This is a genomic window from Streptomyces sp. Tu 3180 (assembly GCF_009852415.1).
Lineage (GTDB): Bacteria > Actinomycetota > Actinomycetes > Streptomycetales > Streptomycetaceae > Streptomyces.
This window is the reverse complement of sequence record NZ_WOXS01000002.1, coordinates 7249354-7268982: the sequence shown is the minus strand read 5'-3', so window position 1 is coordinate 7268982 and position 19629 is coordinate 7249354. Positions and strand designations below refer to the sequence as shown.

The 19629-nt window shown below is 73.5% G+C and carries 21 protein-coding genes, 1 tRNA gene and 1 pseudogene; 9 read left to right on the top strand and 14 right to left on the bottom strand.

The features are described from left to right. Positions 1–68 precede the first annotated feature (68 nt). Positions 69–1256 (bottom strand): thiolase family protein, encoded by a 1188-nt coding sequence (locus GL259_RS33125; protein WP_159536947.1) that lies wholly within the window; start codon positions 1254–1256, stop codon positions 69–71. Positions 1257–1398: 142 nt separating this feature from the next. On the opposite strand from GL259_RS33125, the gene GL259_RS33120 reads away from it, so the two are divergent. The 6 genes from GL259_RS33120 (at position 1399) to GL259_RS33095 (ending at position 5748) form a co-directional block, all read left to right on the top strand. After that, on the top strand, positions 1399–2208 hold the full coding sequence (locus tag GL259_RS33120) for an alpha/beta hydrolase (RefSeq protein ID WP_159536946.1): 810 nt from the start codon (positions 1399–1401) through the stop codon (positions 2206–2208). A 176-nt stretch (positions 2209–2384) separates the two neighbouring features. Continuing rightward, the gene (locus GL259_RS33115) at positions 2385–2867 is read left to right on the top strand and encodes a DNA starvation/stationary phase protection protein (RefSeq protein WP_159536945.1); all 483 of its coding nucleotides are present in this window, start codon (positions 2385–2387) and stop codon (positions 2865–2867) included. 97 nt (positions 2868–2964) lie between these two features. After that, on the top strand, positions 2965–3297 hold the full coding sequence (locus tag GL259_RS33110) for a DUF3140 domain-containing protein (protein WP_159536944.1): 333 nt from the start codon (positions 2965–2967) through the stop codon (positions 3295–3297). Positions 3298–3299: 2 nt separating this feature from the next. Next, positions 3300–3968 (top strand): endonuclease, encoded by a 669-nt coding sequence (locus tag GL259_RS33105; RefSeq protein WP_159536943.1) that lies wholly within the window; start codon positions 3300–3302, stop codon positions 3966–3968. Between the two features lie 121 nt (positions 3969–4089). Beyond that, positions 4090–4902, top strand: a complete 813-nt coding sequence (locus GL259_RS33100) for an SAM-dependent methyltransferase (RefSeq protein ID WP_159536942.1) — start codon at positions 4090–4092, stop codon at positions 4900–4902. A 309-nt stretch (positions 4903–5211) separates the two neighbouring features. After that, the gene (locus GL259_RS33095) at positions 5212–5748 is read left to right on the top strand and encodes an NUDIX hydrolase family protein (RefSeq protein ID WP_159536941.1); all 537 of its coding nucleotides are present in this window, start codon (positions 5212–5214) and stop codon (positions 5746–5748) included. A 38-nt stretch (positions 5749–5786) separates the two neighbouring features. Here the strand turns inward: GL259_RS33095 and ugpC are convergent, their stop codons facing one another. From ugpC to GL259_RS33075, 4 genes are read right to left on the bottom strand one after another with little or no spacing between them, the layout of a single operon-like run. Then, the gene (ugpC, locus tag GL259_RS33090) at positions 5787–6977 is read right to left on the bottom strand and encodes a sn-glycerol-3-phosphate ABC transporter ATP-binding protein UgpC (RefSeq protein WP_159536940.1); all 1191 of its coding nucleotides are present in this window, start codon (positions 6975–6977) and stop codon (positions 5787–5789) included. Positions 6978–7002: 25 nt separating this feature from the next. After that, complete coding sequence (locus tag GL259_RS33085) at positions 7003–7836, bottom strand: carbohydrate ABC transporter permease (RefSeq protein ID WP_159536939.1); 834 nt, start codon at positions 7834–7836, stop codon at positions 7003–7005. Next, the gene (locus GL259_RS33080; RefSeq protein ID WP_208026646.1) at positions 7836–8744 is read right to left on the bottom strand and encodes a sugar ABC transporter permease; all 909 of its coding nucleotides are present in this window, start codon (positions 8742–8744) and stop codon (positions 7836–7838) included. The genes GL259_RS33085 and GL259_RS33080 overlap by 1 nt, the downstream gene beginning before the upstream one ends. A gap of 5 nt (positions 8745–8749) precedes the next feature. Further along, the gene (locus tag GL259_RS33075; protein ID WP_243762457.1) at positions 8750–10069 is read right to left on the bottom strand and encodes an ABC transporter substrate-binding protein; all 1320 of its coding nucleotides are present in this window, start codon (positions 10067–10069) and stop codon (positions 8750–8752) included. Between the two features lie 252 nt (positions 10070–10321). On the opposite strand from GL259_RS33075, the pseudogene GL259_RS39405 reads away from it, so the two are divergent. After that, positions 10322–10609, top strand: a pseudogene (locus tag GL259_RS39405) (alpha/beta-hydrolase family protein); the annotation flags it as partial. Positions 10610–10645: 36 nt separating this feature from the next. Here GL259_RS39405 and GL259_RS33065 read toward each other — a convergent pair. Together GL259_RS33065 and GL259_RS33060 are read right to left on the bottom strand one after the other, a co-directional pair. Then, on the bottom strand, positions 10646–11428 hold the full coding sequence (locus tag GL259_RS33065; RefSeq protein WP_243762456.1) for a type II CAAX endopeptidase family protein: 783 nt from the start codon (positions 11426–11428) through the stop codon (positions 10646–10648). A gap of 218 nt (positions 11429–11646) precedes the next feature. Further along, positions 11647–11720: transfer RNA gene (locus tag GL259_RS33060), tRNA-Pro, on the bottom strand. A 144-nt stretch (positions 11721–11864) separates the two neighbouring features. Here GL259_RS33060 and GL259_RS33055 point away from each other — a divergent pair. Both GL259_RS33055 and GL259_RS33050 read left to right on the top strand, forming a co-directional pair. Further along, the gene (locus GL259_RS33055) at positions 11865–12572 is read left to right on the top strand and encodes a transketolase (RefSeq protein ID WP_159536937.1); all 708 of its coding nucleotides are present in this window, start codon (positions 11865–11867) and stop codon (positions 12570–12572) included. Positions 12573–12624: 52 nt separating this feature from the next. Next, positions 12625–13548, top strand: a complete 924-nt coding sequence (locus GL259_RS33050) for a transketolase (RefSeq protein ID WP_159536936.1) — start codon at positions 12625–12627, stop codon at positions 13546–13548. A 230-nt stretch (positions 13549–13778) separates the two neighbouring features. On the opposite strand, the gene GL259_RS33045 is transcribed toward GL259_RS33050, so the two are convergent. From GL259_RS33045 to GL259_RS33015, 7 genes are all read right to left on the bottom strand, one after another. Further along, complete coding sequence (locus GL259_RS33045) at positions 13779–14138, bottom strand: MmcQ/YjbR family DNA-binding protein (protein WP_166461589.1); 360 nt, start codon at positions 14136–14138, stop codon at positions 13779–13781. Between the two features lie 81 nt (positions 14139–14219). Next, entirely contained in the window at positions 14220–14765 is a 546-nt protein-coding gene (locus GL259_RS33040; protein WP_208026549.1) for a GNAT family N-acetyltransferase, read from the bottom strand. Beyond that, a complete protein-coding gene (locus tag GL259_RS33035) occupies positions 14762–15346 on the bottom strand; it encodes an XRE family transcriptional regulator (RefSeq protein ID WP_159536934.1) in 585 nt (194 codons plus the stop codon). The genes GL259_RS33040 and GL259_RS33035 overlap by 4 nt, the downstream gene beginning before the upstream one ends. A gap of 302 nt (positions 15347–15648) precedes the next feature. Further along, entirely contained in the window at positions 15649–16551 is a 903-nt protein-coding gene (locus tag GL259_RS33030; protein ID WP_159536933.1) for a LysR family transcriptional regulator, read from the bottom strand. 36 nt (positions 16552–16587) lie between these two features. After that, positions 16588–17787: a glycine C-acetyltransferase gene (locus GL259_RS33025; protein WP_159536932.1), complete on the bottom strand. Its 1200-nt coding sequence runs from the start codon at positions 17785–17787 to the stop codon at positions 16588–16590. 40 nt (positions 17788–17827) lie between these two features. After that, a complete protein-coding gene (gene tdh, locus GL259_RS33020) occupies positions 17828–18856 on the bottom strand; it encodes an L-threonine 3-dehydrogenase (protein ID WP_159536931.1) in 1029 nt (342 codons plus the stop codon). A 181-nt stretch (positions 18857–19037) separates the two neighbouring features. Then, complete coding sequence (locus GL259_RS33015; RefSeq protein WP_159536930.1) at positions 19038–19613, bottom strand: GAF domain-containing protein; 576 nt, start codon at positions 19611–19613, stop codon at positions 19038–19040. Positions 19614–19629: the final 16 nt, after the last annotated feature.

The window sequence follows — 19629 nt, the reverse complement described above, 5'->3', positions numbered from 1 at the left end:
CGCAGGCACCCGGGACCCGTGCGGCCCGTCCCGCCGGCGGCGCCCGTCGCCGGCGGGAGCCCGTGCGCCTAGTGCCTCTCGACCAGCACCGCGCTCCCCTGCCCCACACCCACGCACATCGTCGCCAGCCCGCGCTCCGCGCCGGTGCGCCGCATGCGGTGCAGCAGGGTGGTGAGGATGCGGGCGCCGGAGCAGCCCAGCGGGTGGCCCAGGGCGATCGCGCCGCCGCTCGGGTTGACCAGGTCGGGGTCGATGCCGAGCTGGTCCACGCAGGCCAGGGCCTGGGCCGCGAACGCCTCGTTGAACTCGGCCTCCCGGAGGTCGCCGATGCTCCAGCCGGCGCGCGCGAGGACCTTGCGCGTGGCGGGGACCGGGCCGATGCCCATGACGTCCGGGTGGACGCCCGCGGAGGCGCCGGCGACGTAGCGGCCGAGCGACTCCAGCCCCAGCTCGTTCAGGGCCTCCTCGCTGACCAGGATCAGTCCGGCCGCGCCGTCGTTCATCGGGGAGGCGTTGCCCGCCGTGACGGAACCGCCCTCACGGAAGACGGGCTTCAGCCGGGCCAGCTTCTCGAGCGAGGTGTCCTCGCGGACGCATTCGTCGGCGTCGACGACCACCCCGTCCGGGCGGCTCACCGGCAGGAGTTCGTCGTCGAAGTGGCCGTTCTTGCGGGCGTCGGCGGCCCGTCGGTGGCTGCGCAGGGCGAACTCGTCCTGGCGCTCGCGCGCGATGCCGTACCGGGCGGCGACCTCCTCCGCCGTCTCGCCCATGGACAGCAGGCCGTGGAGGTCCTTCATCGCGGGGTTGACCAGCCGCCAGCCCAGCCGGGTGTCGGCGGTCTCGACGCGGTGCGGGAGGGCCTCGTCGGGGCGGGGCAGGACGAAGGGGGCGCGGCTCATCGACTCGGAGCCGCCCGCGATCACGATGTCGGCCTCACCGGCCGCGATGGTGCGGGCGGCGGCGGTGACGGCCTCCAGTCCCGAGGCGCACAGCCGGTTGACCGTGGCGCCGGGGACGGACTCGGGGAGCCCGGCGAGCAGCGCGGCCATGCGGGCGACGTTGCGGTTGTCCTCGCCGGCCTGGTTGGCGGCACCCCAGTAGACGTCGTCCACGCGGGCCGGGTCCAGCGCGGGCACGTCGGCGACCAGGCCCCGGATCACGGCGGCGGCGAGGTCGTCGGGCCGTACCGGGGAGAGGGCGCCGCGCAGTTTGCCGATGGGGGTGCGGCGGGCGGCCGCGAAGTGGACGGGACGCACGAGGAGGACTCCTGACCGGATGCCGGGGACTGTGCCGTGACCGGCGGCTCACTTAATTAGCACCGCTAGTTTCCGACTATAGACCGCCGGCCGGTCCCCTGGGAAGATCCCGGGGACCGCGCCGATCCCGCCCGGAGGTTCCATGCCCGACGCCCGCGAGCACGTCCTCACCGGCACCCGGGGCGCGATCACGGTACGCGAGTGGTCCCGCGGCGATCCCCGCTACCTCGCCCTCGTGGTGCACGGTTACGGGGAGCACGTCGGCCGCCACGCCGAACTGGCCGGCGTGCTCGTCGCGCACGGGGCCGTGGTGGCCGGCCCCGATCACCTGGGGCACGGCAGGTCGGCGGGCGAACGGGTGCTGATCGAGGACTTCGAGGACGTGGTCACCGACCTCCACTCCGCCGCCGGACTCGTGCGGGGCGCCCACCCGGACCTGCCGGTCGTCATGATCGGCCACTCCATGGGCGGCCTGATCGCGGCCCGCTACGCCCAGCGGTACGGCGCGTCACTGGCCGCGCTGGTGCTGTCGGCGCCCGTGATCGGCACCTGGGAGCTGCCGGGGCGGCTGCTGGCCCTCGACACGATCCCGGACACCCCGATCAGCCCGGCGGCGCTCTCCCGCGATCCCGCGGTCGGCGCGGCGTACGCGGCGGATCCGCTGGTCTGGCACGGCCCGATGAAGCGGCCGACGGTGGAGGCGTTCGCGCGGACGCTGGACACCGTCGCGCGGGGCGGCGACGTCGGCCCGCTCCCGCTGCTGTGGCTGCACGGCGACGACGACCGCCTGGTGCCGCTGTCCGGCAGCCGCGTCGGAGTGGAGCGGCTGAGCGGCGGCCGGCTGACCGAGTGCATCCGTCCCGGCGCCCGGCACGAGGTGTTCCACGAGACGTGCAGGGCCGCGGCGTTCGACGGTCTGACGCGCTTCCTGGACGGCGTTCTCGCAGGCTGAGACGCCCCTGACCGCTGGTCGGGCCGGGTTTGTGCCCGGAGGGCCGGGGCACTCGCGCGTTCACGGAGTGGTTGCGGAGCACCGCCCGCGCGGGCGGGGACTCCGGCTCGTCCCTCCCCTTCGGCGAGGGCACCCCTCCGTACGACCACCGACGCACCGAGGAGGATCAGCACCCCATGACCGTTGTGAGGAGCACCCTGCCCGACGAGGCCCGCCGGGTCTCCTGCGAGGCCCTCCAGGACACCCTGGTGGACCTGCTCGGGCTGTCACTGATCGGGAAGCAGGCGCACTGGAACGTCGTGGGTCCGCGCTTCCGCTCGATCCACCTCCAGCTGGACGAGGTGGTCTCGGCCGCGCGCGCCCAGGCCGACACGGTGGCGGAGCGGGCCGCGGCGCTCGGCGTCCCGCCGGACGGCCGCCCGGAGACCGTCGCCAAGGCCTTCTCCCTGCCGTCCCCGAAGGAGGGCTGGCTGCGCGACGCGGAGGCCGTGCGGGTGCTGACCGAGGCGCTCGGGGCGGCGATCACACGCCTGCGCGAGCGCATCGACGCCACCGAGAAGGCCGACCTGGTCACCCAGGACCTGCTGATCTCGATCACCGCGGAGCTGGAGAAGCAGCGGTGGATGTTCGAGGCGGAGAACTTCCCCGGCGAGTCCTGACCGCCGCCGCAGCCGCACGGAACGGGCCGGCGCCCGGTGTCCGCGTCCCCGCGGGCCCGCGCCCGGCCGGAGCACGGACGCACGTAAGGGGCACATCATGAGCGACGCCCTCGACATCGAAGCGCTGTGGACGGACTTCCACCGCGTGGTGAACATGACCTCGGCGGAACTCGCGGCCTGGCTGCGGGTGCGCGACGCCGGCGAGGAGACGGAGCCGCTGCCGGACCGGACGGGCGACGACATGGGGCAGCACGTCCTCTCCATCCTGCAGAAGCGGCGCACCGACCTCACCGAGGACGATCTGCGGGTGATGGAGGAGGTCGTGGACACCGTCACCGCGCAGACGGACGTGGAGAACGAGCCCGTGGCCGAGGACACCCCCCGCAGGCACCGTCTGATGTCGCTCGGCCACGACCCGCTCAAGGCGTAGCCGTGGCCGGGCGCGACGAGCGGGTCGTCCGCGCGCTCGTCGACGCCCACGGCCGGACGTACGCGCAGGAGGCGGGCATCCGGCTGAAGGACACCCCGCGGCCGCTGTACCGGCTGCTGGTGCTGGCCCATCTGCTCAGTGCCCGGATCCGCGGGTCGATCGCCGTGGCCACCGCCCGTGCCCTGCACGAGGCGGGGCTGCGCGATCCCCGCCGGATGTCCGGCGCCGACCGGCAGGAGCGGGTGGACGCCCTCGGCCGGGGCGGCTACCGGCGCTACGACGAACGCACCGCGACCCAACTGGGCGACGGCGCCCGGCTGCTGATCGAACGCTGGGGCGGTGACCTGCGCAGGCTCCGCGAGGAGGCGGGCGGCGAGGTCCCCGAACTGCACCGCCTGCTCCAGGAGTTCCCCGGGGTGGGCCCGGCCGGCGCCGGCATCTTCCTGCGCGAGGTCCAGCGCGTGTGGCCCGGGACGGCCCCCTACCTGGACGCCAAGGCACTGCAGGGCGCGCGGCGGCTGGGCCTGCCGCAGGAACCGGACCGGCTCGTCGCCCTGGCGGGGCGGACCGAACCGGCCGTCCTCGCGGCCGCGTTGGTGCGCGCGGCGATCGACGCGGACGTGGCCGGGGACGCGCTGGGCCGGGCCGGTTCCCCACCGGCCCCCGGCTGAACCGCTCCCTTCCCCCCGGTCCCCTCCCGGTCCTCCCGTTCACCGGACAACGTGATCATCACGCGGCACAATGACCGCGACGGCCGGATGCGGCCGTACCGGCAAGGGAGAGGGAGAGACCGTGAGTGAGAGCCACACCCCGCCGAGCGGCTCGGCGAGGCTGAACACCGGTGTGGCGCACAACGCGCGCGTGTGGAACTACTGGATCGGCGGCAAGGACAACTACGAGGTCGACCGGCAGGTCGGCGACCACGTCGCCTCGATCAACCCGGTCATCCGGGACATCGCCCGGGCGGACCGGGAGTTCCTGGGCCGGGCGGTGACGTACCTGGCCGGCGAGCGCGGCGTGCGGCAGTTCCTCGACATCGGCACCGGGCTGCCGACCGCCGACAACACCCACGAGATCGCCCAGCGGATCGCTCCCGACGCGCGGATCGTGTACGTCGACAACGACCCGATCGTGCTGGCGCACGCCCGCACCCTGCTCACCGGCACCCGCGACGGCGCCACCGACTACATCGACGCCGACGTGCACGACCCGGACGCCATCCTCGAGCGGGCCGCCGAGACGCTGGACCTCACCCGGCCCGTGGCGGTGATGATGCTGGGCATCCTCAACTTCGTCCTCGACACCGACGAGGCCCGCGGCATCGTGCGCCGCGTCATGGGCGCGATGCCCTCCGGGAGCTTCCTGGTCCTCACGCACCCCACCTTCGACCCCGAGGTCGGCGGCGAGAACCAGGTTCCCGCCATGAAGTTCTGGAACGAGAACGCCACTCCCCCGATCACGGCCCGCGGCGCCGCGGACATCACCGCGTTCTTCGAGGGGCTGGAGACGGTCGAGCCCGGTCTGGTGTCGTGCTCGCGGTGGCGCGCCACGTCCGATTCCGCCGTCGCGGTGCCCCAGTACGGCGCGGTGGCCGTGAAGCCCTGACGGGAGCCGGCGATCCGGCCTCCCGTCGAGGAGGACGCACGACCACCCCGGCCGGCCCCGTGCCCGGTGGACGTCCCGGTGACGTCGGGGCGGTCACCGCGCGCCGGCGGCGAGCCGGCCGGGGTGCGCACGGCGTCGTGCTGTCCCGCGTCGGCCCGGCGGGCGCCGGCGGGCGGGGCGGGACGGCGCCCGCCGGGTCCCCCGGCCGCCCGGCGGCGCTCCGGGCGGCGGACGAACGGCACGGGGCCGGTCACGATGGTTCGGAGCGGTCACTCCCCATGTCCGAACGGCTGAAAGTATGATCAAGCAATGTCTGACATGACCGAGATCACGCCCGGTTGGCTGTCCTCCGACGATCTGGAGATGGCGCGCGCCCGCATGCCGATCCTGTACGTCGAGGCCGTCCCCGTGCGCGTGGACGACAGCGGCGAAGTCACCAGCGTCGGCCTCCTGCTGCGCATCGGGCCCGACGGGACGGTCAGCCGGACTCTGGTCTCCGGCCGGGTGCTGCACCACGAACGCGTCCGCGACGCCCTCCTGCGCCATCTGGAGAAGGACCTCGGGCCGGTGGCGCTGCCCCGCGTCCCGGCGTCGCTCCAGCCGTTCACGGTCGCGGAGTACTTCCCCACCCAGGGCATCACCCCCTTCCACGATCCCCGTCAGCACGCGGTGTCGCTGGCCTACATCGTGCCGGTGACGGGCGACTGCCGGCCCCGGCAGGACGCCCTCGACCTGGTGTGGTTCAGTCCGCAGGAGGCCGTGTCGCAGGCGGTGCAGAGCGAGATGCCCGGCGGGCACGGGGTGCTGCTGAAGCAGGCCCTGGCCCACGCGGGCTGCGCGGTCTGACGACGCGGGCCCTCGCGCGGGGGCCCGCGGCCGTGGTGTCAGGGAACGTCGGTGCCGTCCGGGTGCGTGAGGTTCGCGCCGGTCGACGGGTCGAAGACGTGGGCCTTGGCCATGTCGACCCGGAGGTCCACGGGTGCGCCCTCGCGGGCGCGGGTGGCGGCGTCCAGCCGGGCCACGATCTGCGGGGCGGCCCCGGCGCCGGTGTCGCGCACGCCGGAGTCCGTGGCGAGCTCCTCCAGTTCGGCGGTCGTCACCGGCCCGCCCTCCGCACTGAAGTAGACGTACGCGTCCGAGCCCAGCGACTCCAGCACGTCCACGGTGGCGGTGATCACGGGGCCGCCCGTCTCGCGCGCCAGGCTCGCGTCCTCGAAGGCCTCCGGGCGCAGTCCGACGATGACCTCGCGGGGCGCGTTCCTCCTCTCCAGCACCCTGCGCACGCGGTCGTCGAGCGGCAGTTCGCCCAGCGGGGTGCGCAGGGTGCCGCCGGACAGGGAGGCGTTGACGAAGTTCATCGCCGGGGAGCCGATGAAGCCGGCGACGAACAGGTTGCGCGGCACGTCGTAGAGCTGGGCGGGGGTGCCGATCTGCTGGACCAGGCCCTGCCGCATGACCACGACCCGGTCGCCGAGGGTCATCGCCTCGGTCTGGTCGTGGGTGACGTACACGGTGGTGGTGCCCAGGCGGCGTTGCAGCCGGGAGATCTGGGTGCGCATCTGCACCCGGAGCTTGGCGTCCAGGTTGGACAGCGGTTCGTCCATCAGGAACGCCTTGGGGTCGCGGACGATGGCCCGCCCCATGGCCACCCGCTGGCGCTGGCCGCCCGAGAGGTTGGCCGGCTTGCGGTCCAGGAACTCGGTCAGGTCGAGCACCCGGGCGGCCTCCTCGACCTTGCGGTCGATCGTGGTCCTGTCCACCTTCGCCAGCCGCAGCGGGAAGCCCATGTTCTCGCGCACGCTCATGTGCGGGTACAGGGCGTAGCTCTGGAACACCATGGCGACGTCGCGCTCCTTGGGAGCCAGGTCGTTGACGGCCCGGCCGCCGATGCGCAGGGTGCCCTCGGTGATGTCCTCGAGCCCGGCGATCATGTTCAGGGTGGTGGACTTGCCGCACCCGGACGGGCCGACCAGGATCACGAACTCGCCGTCGGCGATGTCGAGGTCCACGTCCCGCACGGCGAGGGACCCGTCGGGATAGCGCTTGGTGACTCCCTCGAGGACGATCTCGGCCATGGGTGGTGCCTCCTTGCCTTCGGGCTCATCCCTTGACCGCCCCGGAGGTGAGTCCGGCGACGATCCGCCGCTGGAAGAGCAGGACGAAAACGATGATCGGGATGGTGATCACCACGGCGGCGGCGGCGATCGACCCGGTGGGCTGCTGGAACTGCGAGCTGCCGGTGAAGAAGGCGATCGCGGCGGGCACCGTGCGCGCGGACTCGGTGGAGGTCAGCGAGATCGCGAACAGGAAGTCGTTCCAGCAGAAGATGAACACGAGGATGGCGGTGGTGAACACGCCGGGCGCGGCGAGCGGCACGATGACCAGCCGGAAGGCCTGCGCGGGCGTGGCCCCGTCCACCTTGGCGGCCTTCTCCAGGTCCCAGGGGATCTCCCGGAAGAACGCCGACAGGGTGTAGATCGCCAGCGGCAGCGAGAAGGTCATGTACGGGATGATCAGCCCGAGCCAGGTGTCGAAGACGCCGACGGCCCGCTCGATGGCGAACAGCGGGGACACCAGGGAGATCGGCGGGAACATCGCGATCAGCAGGGACATGCCGATGAGGACCTGCTTGCCGGGGAACCGCAGCCGGGCGACCGCGTAGGCCGCCATGGTGCCGAGGATCACCGCGATCACGGTGGCGATCAGGGCGATGCCGATCGAGTTGACGAGCGCCCGGGTGAACTCGGACGTCTCGAAGATGCCCCGGTAGTTCTCCCAGGTCCAGTCCCGGGGGACGTAGTCGCCGTCGGTGAGGGTGCCGGGGTCCTTGAACGACAGCGCGGCGATCCACCACACCGGGAACAGGGCGTACAGCACCACCACGACGTTGACGACCCCCCACCGGGTGGCGTGCGTCTTGCCCGCGGCGGCCATCAGCGCTTCACCTCCGCGCCCGGTGCGGCGGCGCCGAACAGCTTGACGAAGGTGAAGGCGATGATCCCGACGCAGAGGAAGATCAGGACCGAGATCGCCGACCCGATGCCCAGGTTCAGCGCGGTGAACAGGTTGTTGTAGCCGAGGATGGACAGGGAGCCGGTGCCGTGGGCGCCCGCGGTCAGGACGTAGATGTTGTCGAAGATGCGGAACGCGTCCAGGGTGCGGAAGAGCAGCGCCACCAGGATGGCCGGCTTCATCAGCGGCAGCACGACCTTGGTGAACCGCTGCCAGGGGGTGGCGCCGTCCACCATGGCCGCCTTCAGGGTCTCCTCGGGGACCAGGGCGAGGCCGGCGAGCAGCAGCAGCGCCATGAACGGGGTGGTCTTCCACACCTCGGCGAGGATGATCAGCCACAGCGCGGACCACTGCTCGGTGAGCGGGGCCTCACCGCTGGGCAGCAGTTCGGCGAGGTAGCCGAGTTCGGGGGTCCAGGCGTACTGCCAGGAGAAGGCGGCGACGACGGTGACGATGCCGTAGGGGACGAGGACCGCGGTGCGGACCGTGCCGCGCAGGAAGAGCGTGCGGTGCATCACCAGGGCGAGCGCCATGCCGAGGACCAGCTCGACGGCCACCGACACGACGGTGATGAAGAGCGTGACCCAGAAGGCGTCCCACCAGTACGGGGAGGACAGCACCGCCCCGTAGTTCCTCAGCCCCACGAACTCCGCCCGGGCCGGGAACCGCAGGTCGTAGCGCTGGAGGGAGAGGTAGACGGCGTAGCCGATGGGGTAGGCGGTCACGGCGAGCATGACCAGGACGGCCGGTGCGCACAGCAGCCAGCCCAGGCGCCGCTCCTGTCTGGCTCCGGCGGAGAGGGCCGCCCTGCCCCGCCCCGGGTCTGCCATCGTGCTCACGGGATCACACCTTCGGATCGCAGGGCCTCGTCGATCTGTTCCCCGATGGTGTCGACCGCCTTCTCCGGCTGGATCCCCGACGGCGGGGACAGCGTGTGGGAGATGACGATCGACACGTTCTGGTAGGCGGGGGTGAGCGGCCGCACGCTCGCCGACTCCAGGGCGGCCAGCACGTCCTTGGAGAAGGGGTACTCCTTCACGAACGCCGGGTCGTCGTACAGGGCGCGCAGGGTGGGCGGCAGTCCGCCCTCGAGCGCGGCGGTGAGCTGGTTCTCCCGGTTGCGCAGGCACAGGGCCGCCTCGAAGGCCAGGTCCGGGTGCCGGGAGTGGGCGCTGACGGCGAGGTCGATGCCGCCGATGGTGGGGCGGGCCGGGCGGTCGGCGTCGACACGGGGGTAGGGCGCCCAGCGGAAGTCCTCGAACAGCCGCGGGTTGTTCGCCTTCATCGACGGATAGACGAACGGGTAGTTGAGCTCGAAGGCCGCCGTCCCCGACTCCATGGCGAGGCGGTTCTGGTCCTCCATCTGGTTGGGCAGGGAGGGGTCCGCGGCCGGCGAGCCGGCGAGGTCCCGCATGATCGTGGCGGCCCGCACGGCCGGCGGGCCGAGGGAGGGCTCGGTGGCGCCCGGGTCGAGCACGGAGCCGCCCGCGCTGTTGACCAGCGTGTTGAACCAGACGGTCAGGCCCTCGTACTGGGCGCCCTGGATCTCCACGTAGTGCGGCTTGCCCTGCCGGGCGAGGTCGCGGGCCGTGTCCAGCATCTCGGACCAGGTCCTGGGCGGGGTGGGCACCAGGTCCTTCCGGTACCACAGGAGCTGGGTGTTGGTGTTGTACGGGACGGCGTAGAGCCTGCCCTTCCAGGTGGCGGTCTGCAGCGGGACGCGCAGGGTGCCCTCGGTGGCCCGCCGCTTCGCCTCGCCCGTCCACTCCCGGATCCAGCGGGCCTCGGCGAACTCGGCGCCCCAGGTGACGTCCAGGCCCAGGATGTCCATGGACTCGTCCTCGGCGGCGAGCCTGCGCACCAGCTGCTGGCGCTGGCCGTCGGCGCCCCGGGGCAGTTTCCGGTAGCTGATGCGGTAGCGGCCGCCGGACGCCTCGCTGCAGCGGTCGGCGGCCTTCTGCAGGGCGCCGGAGTCGTCGGGGAAGTTGTACCAGTCGAGGGTGGGACGGCCGCCGCCCTCGTCGCCGCCGCACGCGGCGAGCGCGGAGGCGAGCAGGGTCAGCGCGACCAGCGCCCGCGTCCGTCGCGCCCCTCGGGGGCATCCGCGATCCCCGGCGCTCCCCGCCGCCGGCCGGCACCGGCACCTCGCGTGCACGCGCTCCACACCTCGCTTCCGGGACGGTGCCGCGCGTGTCCCACCCGCGGCGGCACTTACCCGGCGAACGTTAAGCATTACATATCGCGACATCAAGGACATTCATGGACGGACATCCCAAAATGTGGGGCGCGCGGAGCGGTGCCGCCGTGAGCGCGCCGGCGGCCGCGACGGCGGGATCCGCGACCACGCGACCGACGCGGGCACCGGCCGCCGGGCCCGTCGCACCCGTAGCGCGCACGCTCCGCCGGCACCCTGTCCGCCGGTCCGCCGAACTTCAGCACCCTGTTCCGCGGGTTCAGCGATCACCGTGACCCCGGGAGTCCCGAGATCGAGCCCGTCCACGAGGACGGCCGGACCGTCCGGTTCACCGACGACCCGGCCGCCGGGGCGCCTCCGGCGGACCAGCCGTGGGACGGTACGAGGGTGCTCCACCTGACGCACCCCTCCGATCCGATCGTCCGCTGGAGCCCCCGGCCGGCCGGGTCCACCGCGCAGGACCTCGACCGGCTGAAGGACGTCATCCGGCCCGAGGGCTGAGAACCCGACCGCCGCGGGGCCTTCGCCGCCGTACGGTCAGCGCAGCAGGAACCCGGCGACGTAGCCGAACGCGTTGACCGCCCAGTGCAGGCCCATGGGCGCCAGCAGGCTGCCGCTGCGGCGACGCAGTTCGCAGAACAGGACGCCCGCGGCCGCCGTGAACAGCACGGTCGCCGCGACCACCGGGGCGGCGCCGAGCACGGCGTCGCCGGAGACCGCGGTCAGAGCGGGTTTCGCGGTCGCCAGGTGCAGCGACGGCAGCACGTGCCAGAGGCCGAACAGCAGGCTCGACACGGTGGTCGCCCGGACCGCTCCGCGGGCGCGGCGCACCAGACCGTAGAGCACGCCGCGGAAGGCGATCTCCTCCACCAGGACGGTACCGACGGGGACCAGCACGAGAACACGCACCGCCAGCTCGCTCGCGCTCATCCCGTCGTACCGCCGGTCCTCGAACAGCGTGCGGGTGGCCGGCAGCAGCGCCCCGGCCAGGTAGACGACGCCGACCAGGCCCATCATGGCCAGCGCCCAACGGGCACCGCGGGCCAGGGTGCCGGGCCCCAGACCCGCGTCCGCCCAGGTGCCTCCGGCCCGGCGGAGCACACCGAGCAGCAGCACGCTGGCCACGACCGCCGTCACCAGGCCGAACGGGCCGGACCAGCGGTGCAGGGCCGAGTTGGCGGCGACGAGGACGGCCACCGTGAGCCCCACGGCCGGCCAGGTGCCGATCGGCCCCCGGCAGCGGCCCCGCGGCGTGCCGCTCGCGGTGCGGCGCCCCCGCGCCACGCGCCGCTCGGCGTCATCGGGATGGGAGCAGGACACAGAAGTCCGTCCTTCGCTTCCGCCGACGGTTCGTCTCGTCTCCCCTCGGCCCCACGCTACCGGGCGCCTCCCCGGGGCGCCCGGTCACGAAAGCCCCCTGCCGGACGGGCACCGGGCCGCCCACCCGATCGGCGCGGCCTCGGCCTCCCCGGCCCCGGACGCGCTGAAGGCCGCCCTCCACGAGTGGGAGAACGGCCTCCGACATGCCAAAAGCACAGTCGGGACGACAGGATTTGAACCTGCGACCCCTTGACCCCCAGTCAAGTGCGCTACCAAGCTGCGCCACGTCCCGTTGCCCGCCTGACCTGGGGATTCCCCCGGCCGAACGTGCACGGAAACCATACCGCACTCGGAGTGGTGATCGCGCATCCGTTTACCGGGGCCGGTGCCGGGCGGGGCTTGACCTCAAGTTTGGTCGAGGTTGCACGATCGCCGTATGACGATCACCGGGGAACACACGCGTACGTACGGATACACGGACCTGCCGGCGCTGATGGGGCTGATGACCGGCGACGAGAAGCACGGCCCGGCCGCGACGTCCACGCTGGACGTGCTGTGGGTGCTCTACGACCGGGTGCTGCGGGTCGGGCCGGAGCGGATGGACGACCCCGGGCGGGACCGGTTCCTGCTGTCGAAGGGCCACGGGCCGATGGCGTACTACGCCGTGCTGGCCGCCAAGGGGTTCCTGCCCGTGGACTGGCTGCCCGGTTTCGGCTCGTACGACTCGCCGCTGGGCCACCACCCCGACCGCCTCCTGGTACCGGGCGCCGAGATCGGCAGCGGGTCACTGGGGCACGGGCTGCCGATCGCGGTCGGCACGGCGCTGGGGCTGCGCGCGCAGGGACTGGACGAGCCGCGGGTGTGGGTGCTGATCGGGGACGCCGAGCTGGACGAGGGGAGCAACCACGAGGCGATCGCCTTCGCCGGGCCCGCCGGTCTGGAACGGCTGCACACCGTGGTCGTCGACAACTCCTCCGCCAGCCACGCCCGGCCCGGCGGGATCGCCGCCCGCTTCGAGGCGGCGGGCTGGTCCGCGCTCACGGCCGACGGCCGGGACCACGAGGCGCTGCACACCGCGTTCACCGCACCGCATCCGGGCCGGCCGCACGTGGTCGTGGCCCGGGTCGAACCCAAGAACGCCTGAACACCCCCGCGTCTTCCTCCTGTTGGTCCGGATCGTGGAAAGGAACGATTCCGTGGACACCATGCGTGACCGTTTCGCCCCCGCCGTCACCCGGCTGCTCGACGAGGATCCGCGGGTCGCGGTCGTCCTCGCCGAGATCGGCAGGGACGGCTTCACCGAGGCCCTGCGCCGGCACCCGGACCGGGTGGTCAACGTCGGCATCCGGGAGCAGCTCCTGGTGGGGGCGGCCGCGGGGATGGCGCTGACCGGGCTGCGGCCCGTCGTGCACACCTTCGCGAGCTTCCTCGTCGAGCGGCCCTTCGAGCAGGTCAAACTGGACCTCGGGCACCAGGGCGCGGGCGCGGTGCTGGTGAGCGCCGCCGCCTCCTTCGACTGGCCGGCCGGCGGGTACACGCACATGGCCCCGGGTGACGTGGCGCTGCTGGACACCCTGGACGGCTGGACCGTGCACGTGCCGGGGCATCCGGACGAGGCCGAGGCGCTGCTGCGGCACGCGGTGGCCGCCGGCGACGACAAGGTGTACGTGCGGCTGTCCGTGCAGTCCAACGCGCGGGCGCTGCCCGTGGCCGGGGAAGGGTTCCGCACCGTCCGCGAGGGGCGCTCCGGTGTCGTGGTCGCCGTCGGTCCGGTGCTGGACGCGGTGCTCCACGCCACGGAGGGCCTCGACGTCACCGTCCTGTACGCCACCACCGTCCGCCCCTTCGACGCGGCCGGTCTGCGCCGCGCCACCGGGTCGGCCGGGACGGACGTCGTCCTCGTCGAACCGTACCTGGCGGGCACGTCGACGGCGGCGGCGAACGACGCGCTCGCCGACGTGCCGCACCGGGTGCTGGGGCTGGGCGTGGGCCGGGCCGAGCTGCGGCGGTACGGGCGGATCGAGGAGCACGTCGCCGCGCACGGCCTCGACGCGCGGTCGCTGCGGGGGCGCATCGGGGGGTTCCTGGGCGCGGGCGGGGCGGTGCCGGTGGGGGCGTGAGGCGGTCGCGCTCCCCGCGCCCGTCACGCCGTCACCGCCGGGTTCCACCGCGTCGTGCGCGGCGTCTCCCCCGCCACCGGGCGCCTTCCCGACGGCTGTGGTGCCGTCATCCCCGCGTACGCGCCTCACCGCCCACCCGTCCGCCACGACGGCCGGAGCCCCCCTCCTGCCCCGGCCGCCGCGCACGGTCCCGGATCATGCCACGGGGCACTGACAACGCCCCGGGACTCTCAGTCCGCGGGCGGGAGACCCAGCCGGGGGTGCGCCTCCAGCAGGCGCGGCGGGGCCGCCTGGCGCCAGGAGTCGGCGAGGATGTCGCGCAGTTCGGCCTCGTCCTCCAGGGCCGCGAGGCGGACCCTGACCCAGGCGAACTGCGCCTCGTGGCCGGCGATCCAGAACTTCTCCGGCTCGGCGAGGGCCAGTTCGTCGCGCTCCTCCTTCGGGCAGCGCACCGCGAGGGAGGTCTCGTCCTCGGGCAGGGTGGCGAACATCTTCCCCGCCACCCGGAACGTGGGCATGCTCCAGGCGACCTTCTCCGTCGTGTCCGGCAGGGACAGGGCGATCCGTCGTACGTCTTCGGCATCGGGCATGGCAGGGACCGTAGCGGCCGCCACTGACACCGGTGCCGGCGGGCGGGTCCCGGTGGCCGTGGCTCCGCCGCTGACCGACGATCACCTGGCGGGAGGGGGCACCGCGCCCGCCCCCAGGCGCTTGTAGTAGACCGTCGTCGGCCGCAGCGTCCCGCCCGGGTCCGCCGCGTAGTCGGGGATCGCGCCGACGGGGGTCCAGCCGGCCGAGCGGTAGAGGCGCTCGGCGGGGCTGCCGGTCTCGGTGTCCAGGTGCAGCAGGGTGAGGCCCCGCGCGGCGGCCTCCTCCTCCGCGACGGTCAGCAGCCTGCGGCCGAGCCCCCGGCCGCGGGCCGTGCGGTGCACCATCAGCTTCACCAGTTCGGCGCGGTGGCGGCTGTTGGGCCTGTCGGGCAGGGCGAGGCTCACCGTGCCCAGCACCCGGCCCGGCTCCTCGTGCGCCACCCACACCACGAGCCGGCCCTCGGCGACGGCGACGGACCGCTCCCGCCACCACGCGACGGCCTGCGCGCGGTCGAGCGGGGCGAGGAAGCCGACGGAGGCTCCGCCGTCCACGGCGTCGGCCAGCAGGTCGGCCAACTCGCCTGCCTGCGCGAGCAGTCGGGTCCCGTCCGGGCGAGTGATGTTCACGGCCGCACCACCGCCAGGACGTAGCGCACGTCTGCGGGCCCGGGGCAGCGGAACCGGGTGGGTCCCCAGACGCGCAGTCTGAGGCAGTCGCCGCCGGCGAGGTGGTGCTCGACGTCCTCGGCCGTCACGGCGAGGGCTCCGTCCAGGACCCAGATGTGCTGTTCCAGGCCGGGCACGGGCGGCCGGTCGTAGGCGAGGTCCGCGCCGGCGACGAGCCGCCCCTCGACGAGCTCGCCGCGCAGCCCGCCGTGCGGCGGGGAGACGGACCGGCGGACGAAGCCGGAGGCGCGGTCCTCCCACACCGGCTGATCGGCGGCCCGCACCACCGGCTGGGGCTCCGCCTCGACCTCGCTGAGCAGTTGGGACATGGTCCGTCCGTAGACGGCGCACAGGCGGTTCAGGAGGGAGGCGGTGGGGCTGGTCTCCGCCCGCTCGGCCCGGGACAGGGTGGACCGGCTGATCCCGCTGCGCTCCGCGAGCTCTCCGAGGGACCAGCCGTGTTCGCCCCTGAGTTCGGCCAGTCGCGCGCCGAGCCGGACGTCGACGGGGTCCGGAACCGTCCCGGCTTCGTCATGTTTCATATGTGGGATGCTATCCCGAATCAGAGACGAAGGGGCGTGGTCTCCGCCACCGGCGGCGGAGGCGGCGACGGCCGCTCCCCGTCCGACGCCCCGTCACTCCCCCGGGTCGGCGGACGACATGGCGGGTGACGTGCGGTCCGCCCACGGCGGTGCGGACGCCCCGGGCACGGAAGCGGCCGGCGAGCGTCGCCGGGCCCGGGGGCGGAAAAAGGGGAGGGCCCGACGGGCCGGAACGGCCGGGTCCGGAAGGACCGTCGTCACGCGCATGACGGCCCTGGCCGTCCGCGGACGGTGGCCGTTCCCTACGCCTCCGCCGCCGCGCGGAGCGCGTCCAGCACCGGCCGGATCAGCGGGTGCTCCTCGGCGCCCCGGCGCACGGCGGCGAAGACCCGGCGGGTCGGCGCCACACCGTCCACCGGGCGGACGACGACGCCCGCGAGATCCATGCCGCGCAGCGCGGAACGGGGCACCAGCGCGACGCCCACGCCCGCCGAAGCGAGGGCGACCACCGCGCGGAAGTCGTCCGAGGAGTGCTCCAGGAGGGGCTGGAAACCGGCGTTCTCGCAGGCCAGGACGACCACGTCATGGCAGGGATTGCCGGGGTAGGGGCCGATCCACGGGTCCTTGGCCAGCTCGGCGAGCGGCACCTCGGCACAGCCGGCCAGCCGGTGGGTGACGGGGACGACCGCGTCGAACGGCTCGGCGTACAGCGGTACGTGGGTGAGCCGGGGGTCGTCGGCGGGCGGTGCTCCGCGGTACTCGACCGCCACGGCGACGTCGACCTGCCGGTCCAGCACCATCGGCAGGCTGGCGTCGCCCTCGGCGTCCTGGACCCGGATGCGGATGCCGGGCGCGGACCCGGCGAGACGGGCCACCGCGGGCGCGACGACCTCGGCGATACCGGTCGCGAAGGCGGCGACCGTGACGGTGCCCGCCTCGCCCGAACCGTACGCCGCGAGTTCCGCCTCGGCCCGCTCCAGCTGGGCGAGGACCGCGTTGGTGTGGCTGAGCAGGATCTCGCCGGCCGGAGTGAGCCGTACCCCCTTGGCGCCGCGCTCCACGAGCCGGTGGCCCGTCTCCTGCTCCAGCGCGGTGAGCTGCTGGGAGACGGCCGAGGGGGTCAGGTACAGCGCGGCGGCAGCCGCCGTGACCGTGCGGTGGTCGGCCACCGCACGGAGGATGTGGAGCCGCCGCGCCTCGATCATGGGAGCGATTGTCTCAAATGCAGCGGTGCGCTCCGCTCAGGCGTCGAGCTCCGCCCGCGCCGCCACGAAGGCGTCCACCGCGCGGTTCACGTCCTCGGTGGAGTGCGCGGCGGACAGCTGGACGCGGATCCGGGCCTGGCCCTGCGGCACCACGGGGTAGGAGAAGCCGATCACGTACACGCCGCGCTCCAGCAGCAGCTCCGCCAGGCGTCCGGCGCGGGCCGCGTCACCGATCATCACCGGGGCGATGGCGTGGTCGCCGGGGAGGACGTCGAAGCCCTCCTCGGTCATCCGGCGGCGGAACAGCGCCGTGTTCTCGGCGAGCCGGACGCGCAGGTCGTCGGCCGACTCCAGCAGGTCGAGGACCTTCAGGGAGGCGGCGGCGATCACCGGGGCCAGGGTGTTCGAGAACAGGTACGGGCGGGAGCGCTGGCGCAGCAGGGCGACGATCTCCGCGCGGGCGGCGACGTAGCCGCCGGAGGCCCCGCCCAGCGCCTTGCCCAGGGTGCCGGTGATGATGTCGACGCGGTCCATGACGCCGTGCAGCTCGGGCGTGCCGCGTCCGCCGGGGCCGACGAAGCCGACGGCGTGCGAGTCGTCGACCATGACCATGGCGCCGTGGCGGTCGGCGAGGTCGCAGATCTCGCGCAGCGGGGCGACGTAGCCGTCCATGGAGAAGACGCCGTCGGTGACGACGAGGATGCGCCGCGCGCCGCCCCCGGCGGCCTCCTTCAGCTGCCGCTCCAGGTCCGCCAGGTCGCGGTTGGCGTAGCGGAAGCGGCGGGCCTTGGAGAGCCGGATGCCGTCGATGATCGACGCGTGGTTCAGGGCGTCGGAGATCACCGCGTCCTCGGGACCGAGCAGCGTCTCGAACACGCCGCCGTTGGCGTCGAAGCAGGAGGAGTACAGGATCGTGTCCTCCTGGCCGAGGAACGCCGACAGCCGCGCCTCCAGCTCCTTGTGCACCTCCTGCGTGCCGCAGATGAAGCGGACGGACGCCATGCCGTAGCCCCAGCGGTCCAGTGCCTCGTGGGCGGCGGCGACGACCTCGGGGTGGTCGGCGAGGCCGAGGTAGTTGTTGGCGCAGAAGTTGAGGACCTCGCCGGGACGGCCGCCGGCGGTGACGTTCACGGTGGCGGACTGCGGGGTGTCGATGACGCGCTCGGGCTTGTGCAGGCCGGCGGCGCGGATCTCGTCGAGGGTGGCGCGCAGGTCGTCGCGCACGGAGTCGAACATGGGAGGCTCCCTGAAGGTGCTCGCGGATGAGGTGGAGGGGTCAGACGGTCCAGTCGAGGATGACCTTGCCGCCCTTGCCGCTGGCCGCGTCCTCGAAGGCGGCCTCGAAGTCGCGGTACTCGTAGCGGCCGGTGATCACCGGGGCGAGGTCCAGGCCGCCCTCCAGCAGGACCGACATGGCGTACCAGGTCTCGAACATCTCACGGCCGTAGATGCCCTTGATCGTGATCATCGAGGTGACGATCCGGGCCCAGTCGACCGGGAACTCCTCGGCGGGCAGGCCGAGCATCGCGATGCGGCCGCCGTGCGTCATGTTGGCGATCATGTCCCGCATGGCCTCGGGGCGGCCGGACATCTCCAGGCCGATGTCGAAGCCCTCGCGCAGGCCGAGGGCGTGCTGGCCGTCGGCGATGGCCGACTCGGCGACGTTCAGCGCCAGGGTCGCGCCGATCTTGCGGGCGAGTTCCAGGCGCTCCTCGCTGACGTCGGTGATCATGACGTTGCGCGCGCCGGCGTGCCGGGCCACCGCGGCGGCCATCAGGCCGATCGGGCCGGCCCCCGTGATCAGGACGTCCTCGCCGACGAGCGGGAAGGACAGGGCGGTGTGCACGGCGTTGCCGAACGGGTCGAAGATGGCGGCGATGTCGAGGTCCACGGGGACGCGGTGCACCCAGACGTTGGTCGCGGGAAGCACGACGTACTCGGCGAAGGCGCCGTCGCGGCCGACCCCGAGCCCGACCGTGGCCCGGCACAGGTGCCGGCGGCCGGCCTGGCAGTTGCGGCACTTGCCGCACACCAGGTGCCCCTCGCCGCTGACCCGGTCACCGGCCTTGACGTCGGTGACGTCCCGGCCGGTCTCGACGACCTCGCCGACGAACTCGTGCCCGACGACCAGCGGGGTGGTGATCGCCTGCTGGGCCCAGCCGTCCCAGGCCCGGATGTGCAGGTCGGTGCCGCAGATACCGGTGCGCAGCACCTTGATCAGCACGTCGCCGGGCCCGACGGCGGGCTCCGGGACGTCCGCGAGCCACAGCCCGGGCTCCGCCTTCTCCTTGACCAGCGCCTTCAACGCTACGGCTCCTGAGGGTGAGTGCCGGAGCCGGGCATGCCGAAGGGGCCCCGGTCCGGGAAGGGAAGTGGAATCGCACTGCAATCTGCCGTACAACACCCTCACCGGTCCATCGAGGTTTTCTTAAGCGCGGCCACAGCTTTCCTTCACGCCGTCACCCGTCCGGCCGCACCGCCCGGCCTCACCGCGGCAGCCCGTCGTCCTCCCCTCGCTCCAGCCGTACGACGAGGTCCGCGGCCTGCTCCTTGATGGCCGCGAGCCCCGGCTGCCCCCAGGCCCTGGGCCGGACGTCGGTGACCGAGACGGTGCCGAGCACCGTGCCGGTGCCGTCGACGAGCGGTGCGCCCAGGTAGGAGCGGATGCCGAACTCGTCCACGACCGGATTGCCCGCGAACCGCGGGTAGTCGCTCACGTCCTCCAGGACCAGCGCCTTGCGCCGGGCCACCACGTGGGGGCAGAAGCCGTGGTCGCGGGGCAGCACCCGGCCCAGCAGGGCGCCGGCGCCGTCACCGCGTACGACCGGTGCGACGGCCGGGGTGTGCAGGCCCGCGAAGAACTGCGCGTCCTCGCCGAGGAAGTTGACCATGGCGTACGGCGCTCCCGTGAGCTCGGCGAGGCCGTGCGCGAAGGCGTCCAGCGCGGGATCGGGGCGGTCCCCCAGTCCCAGCCGGCGCAGCCTGCGGGTGCGTTCCGGGGCCTCCTTGTCCTCGGGGGTGAGCAGCAGACGACCGGCCGGGCGCGGCGGGTCGTAGCTCATGGGCGGGCTCCCGGGA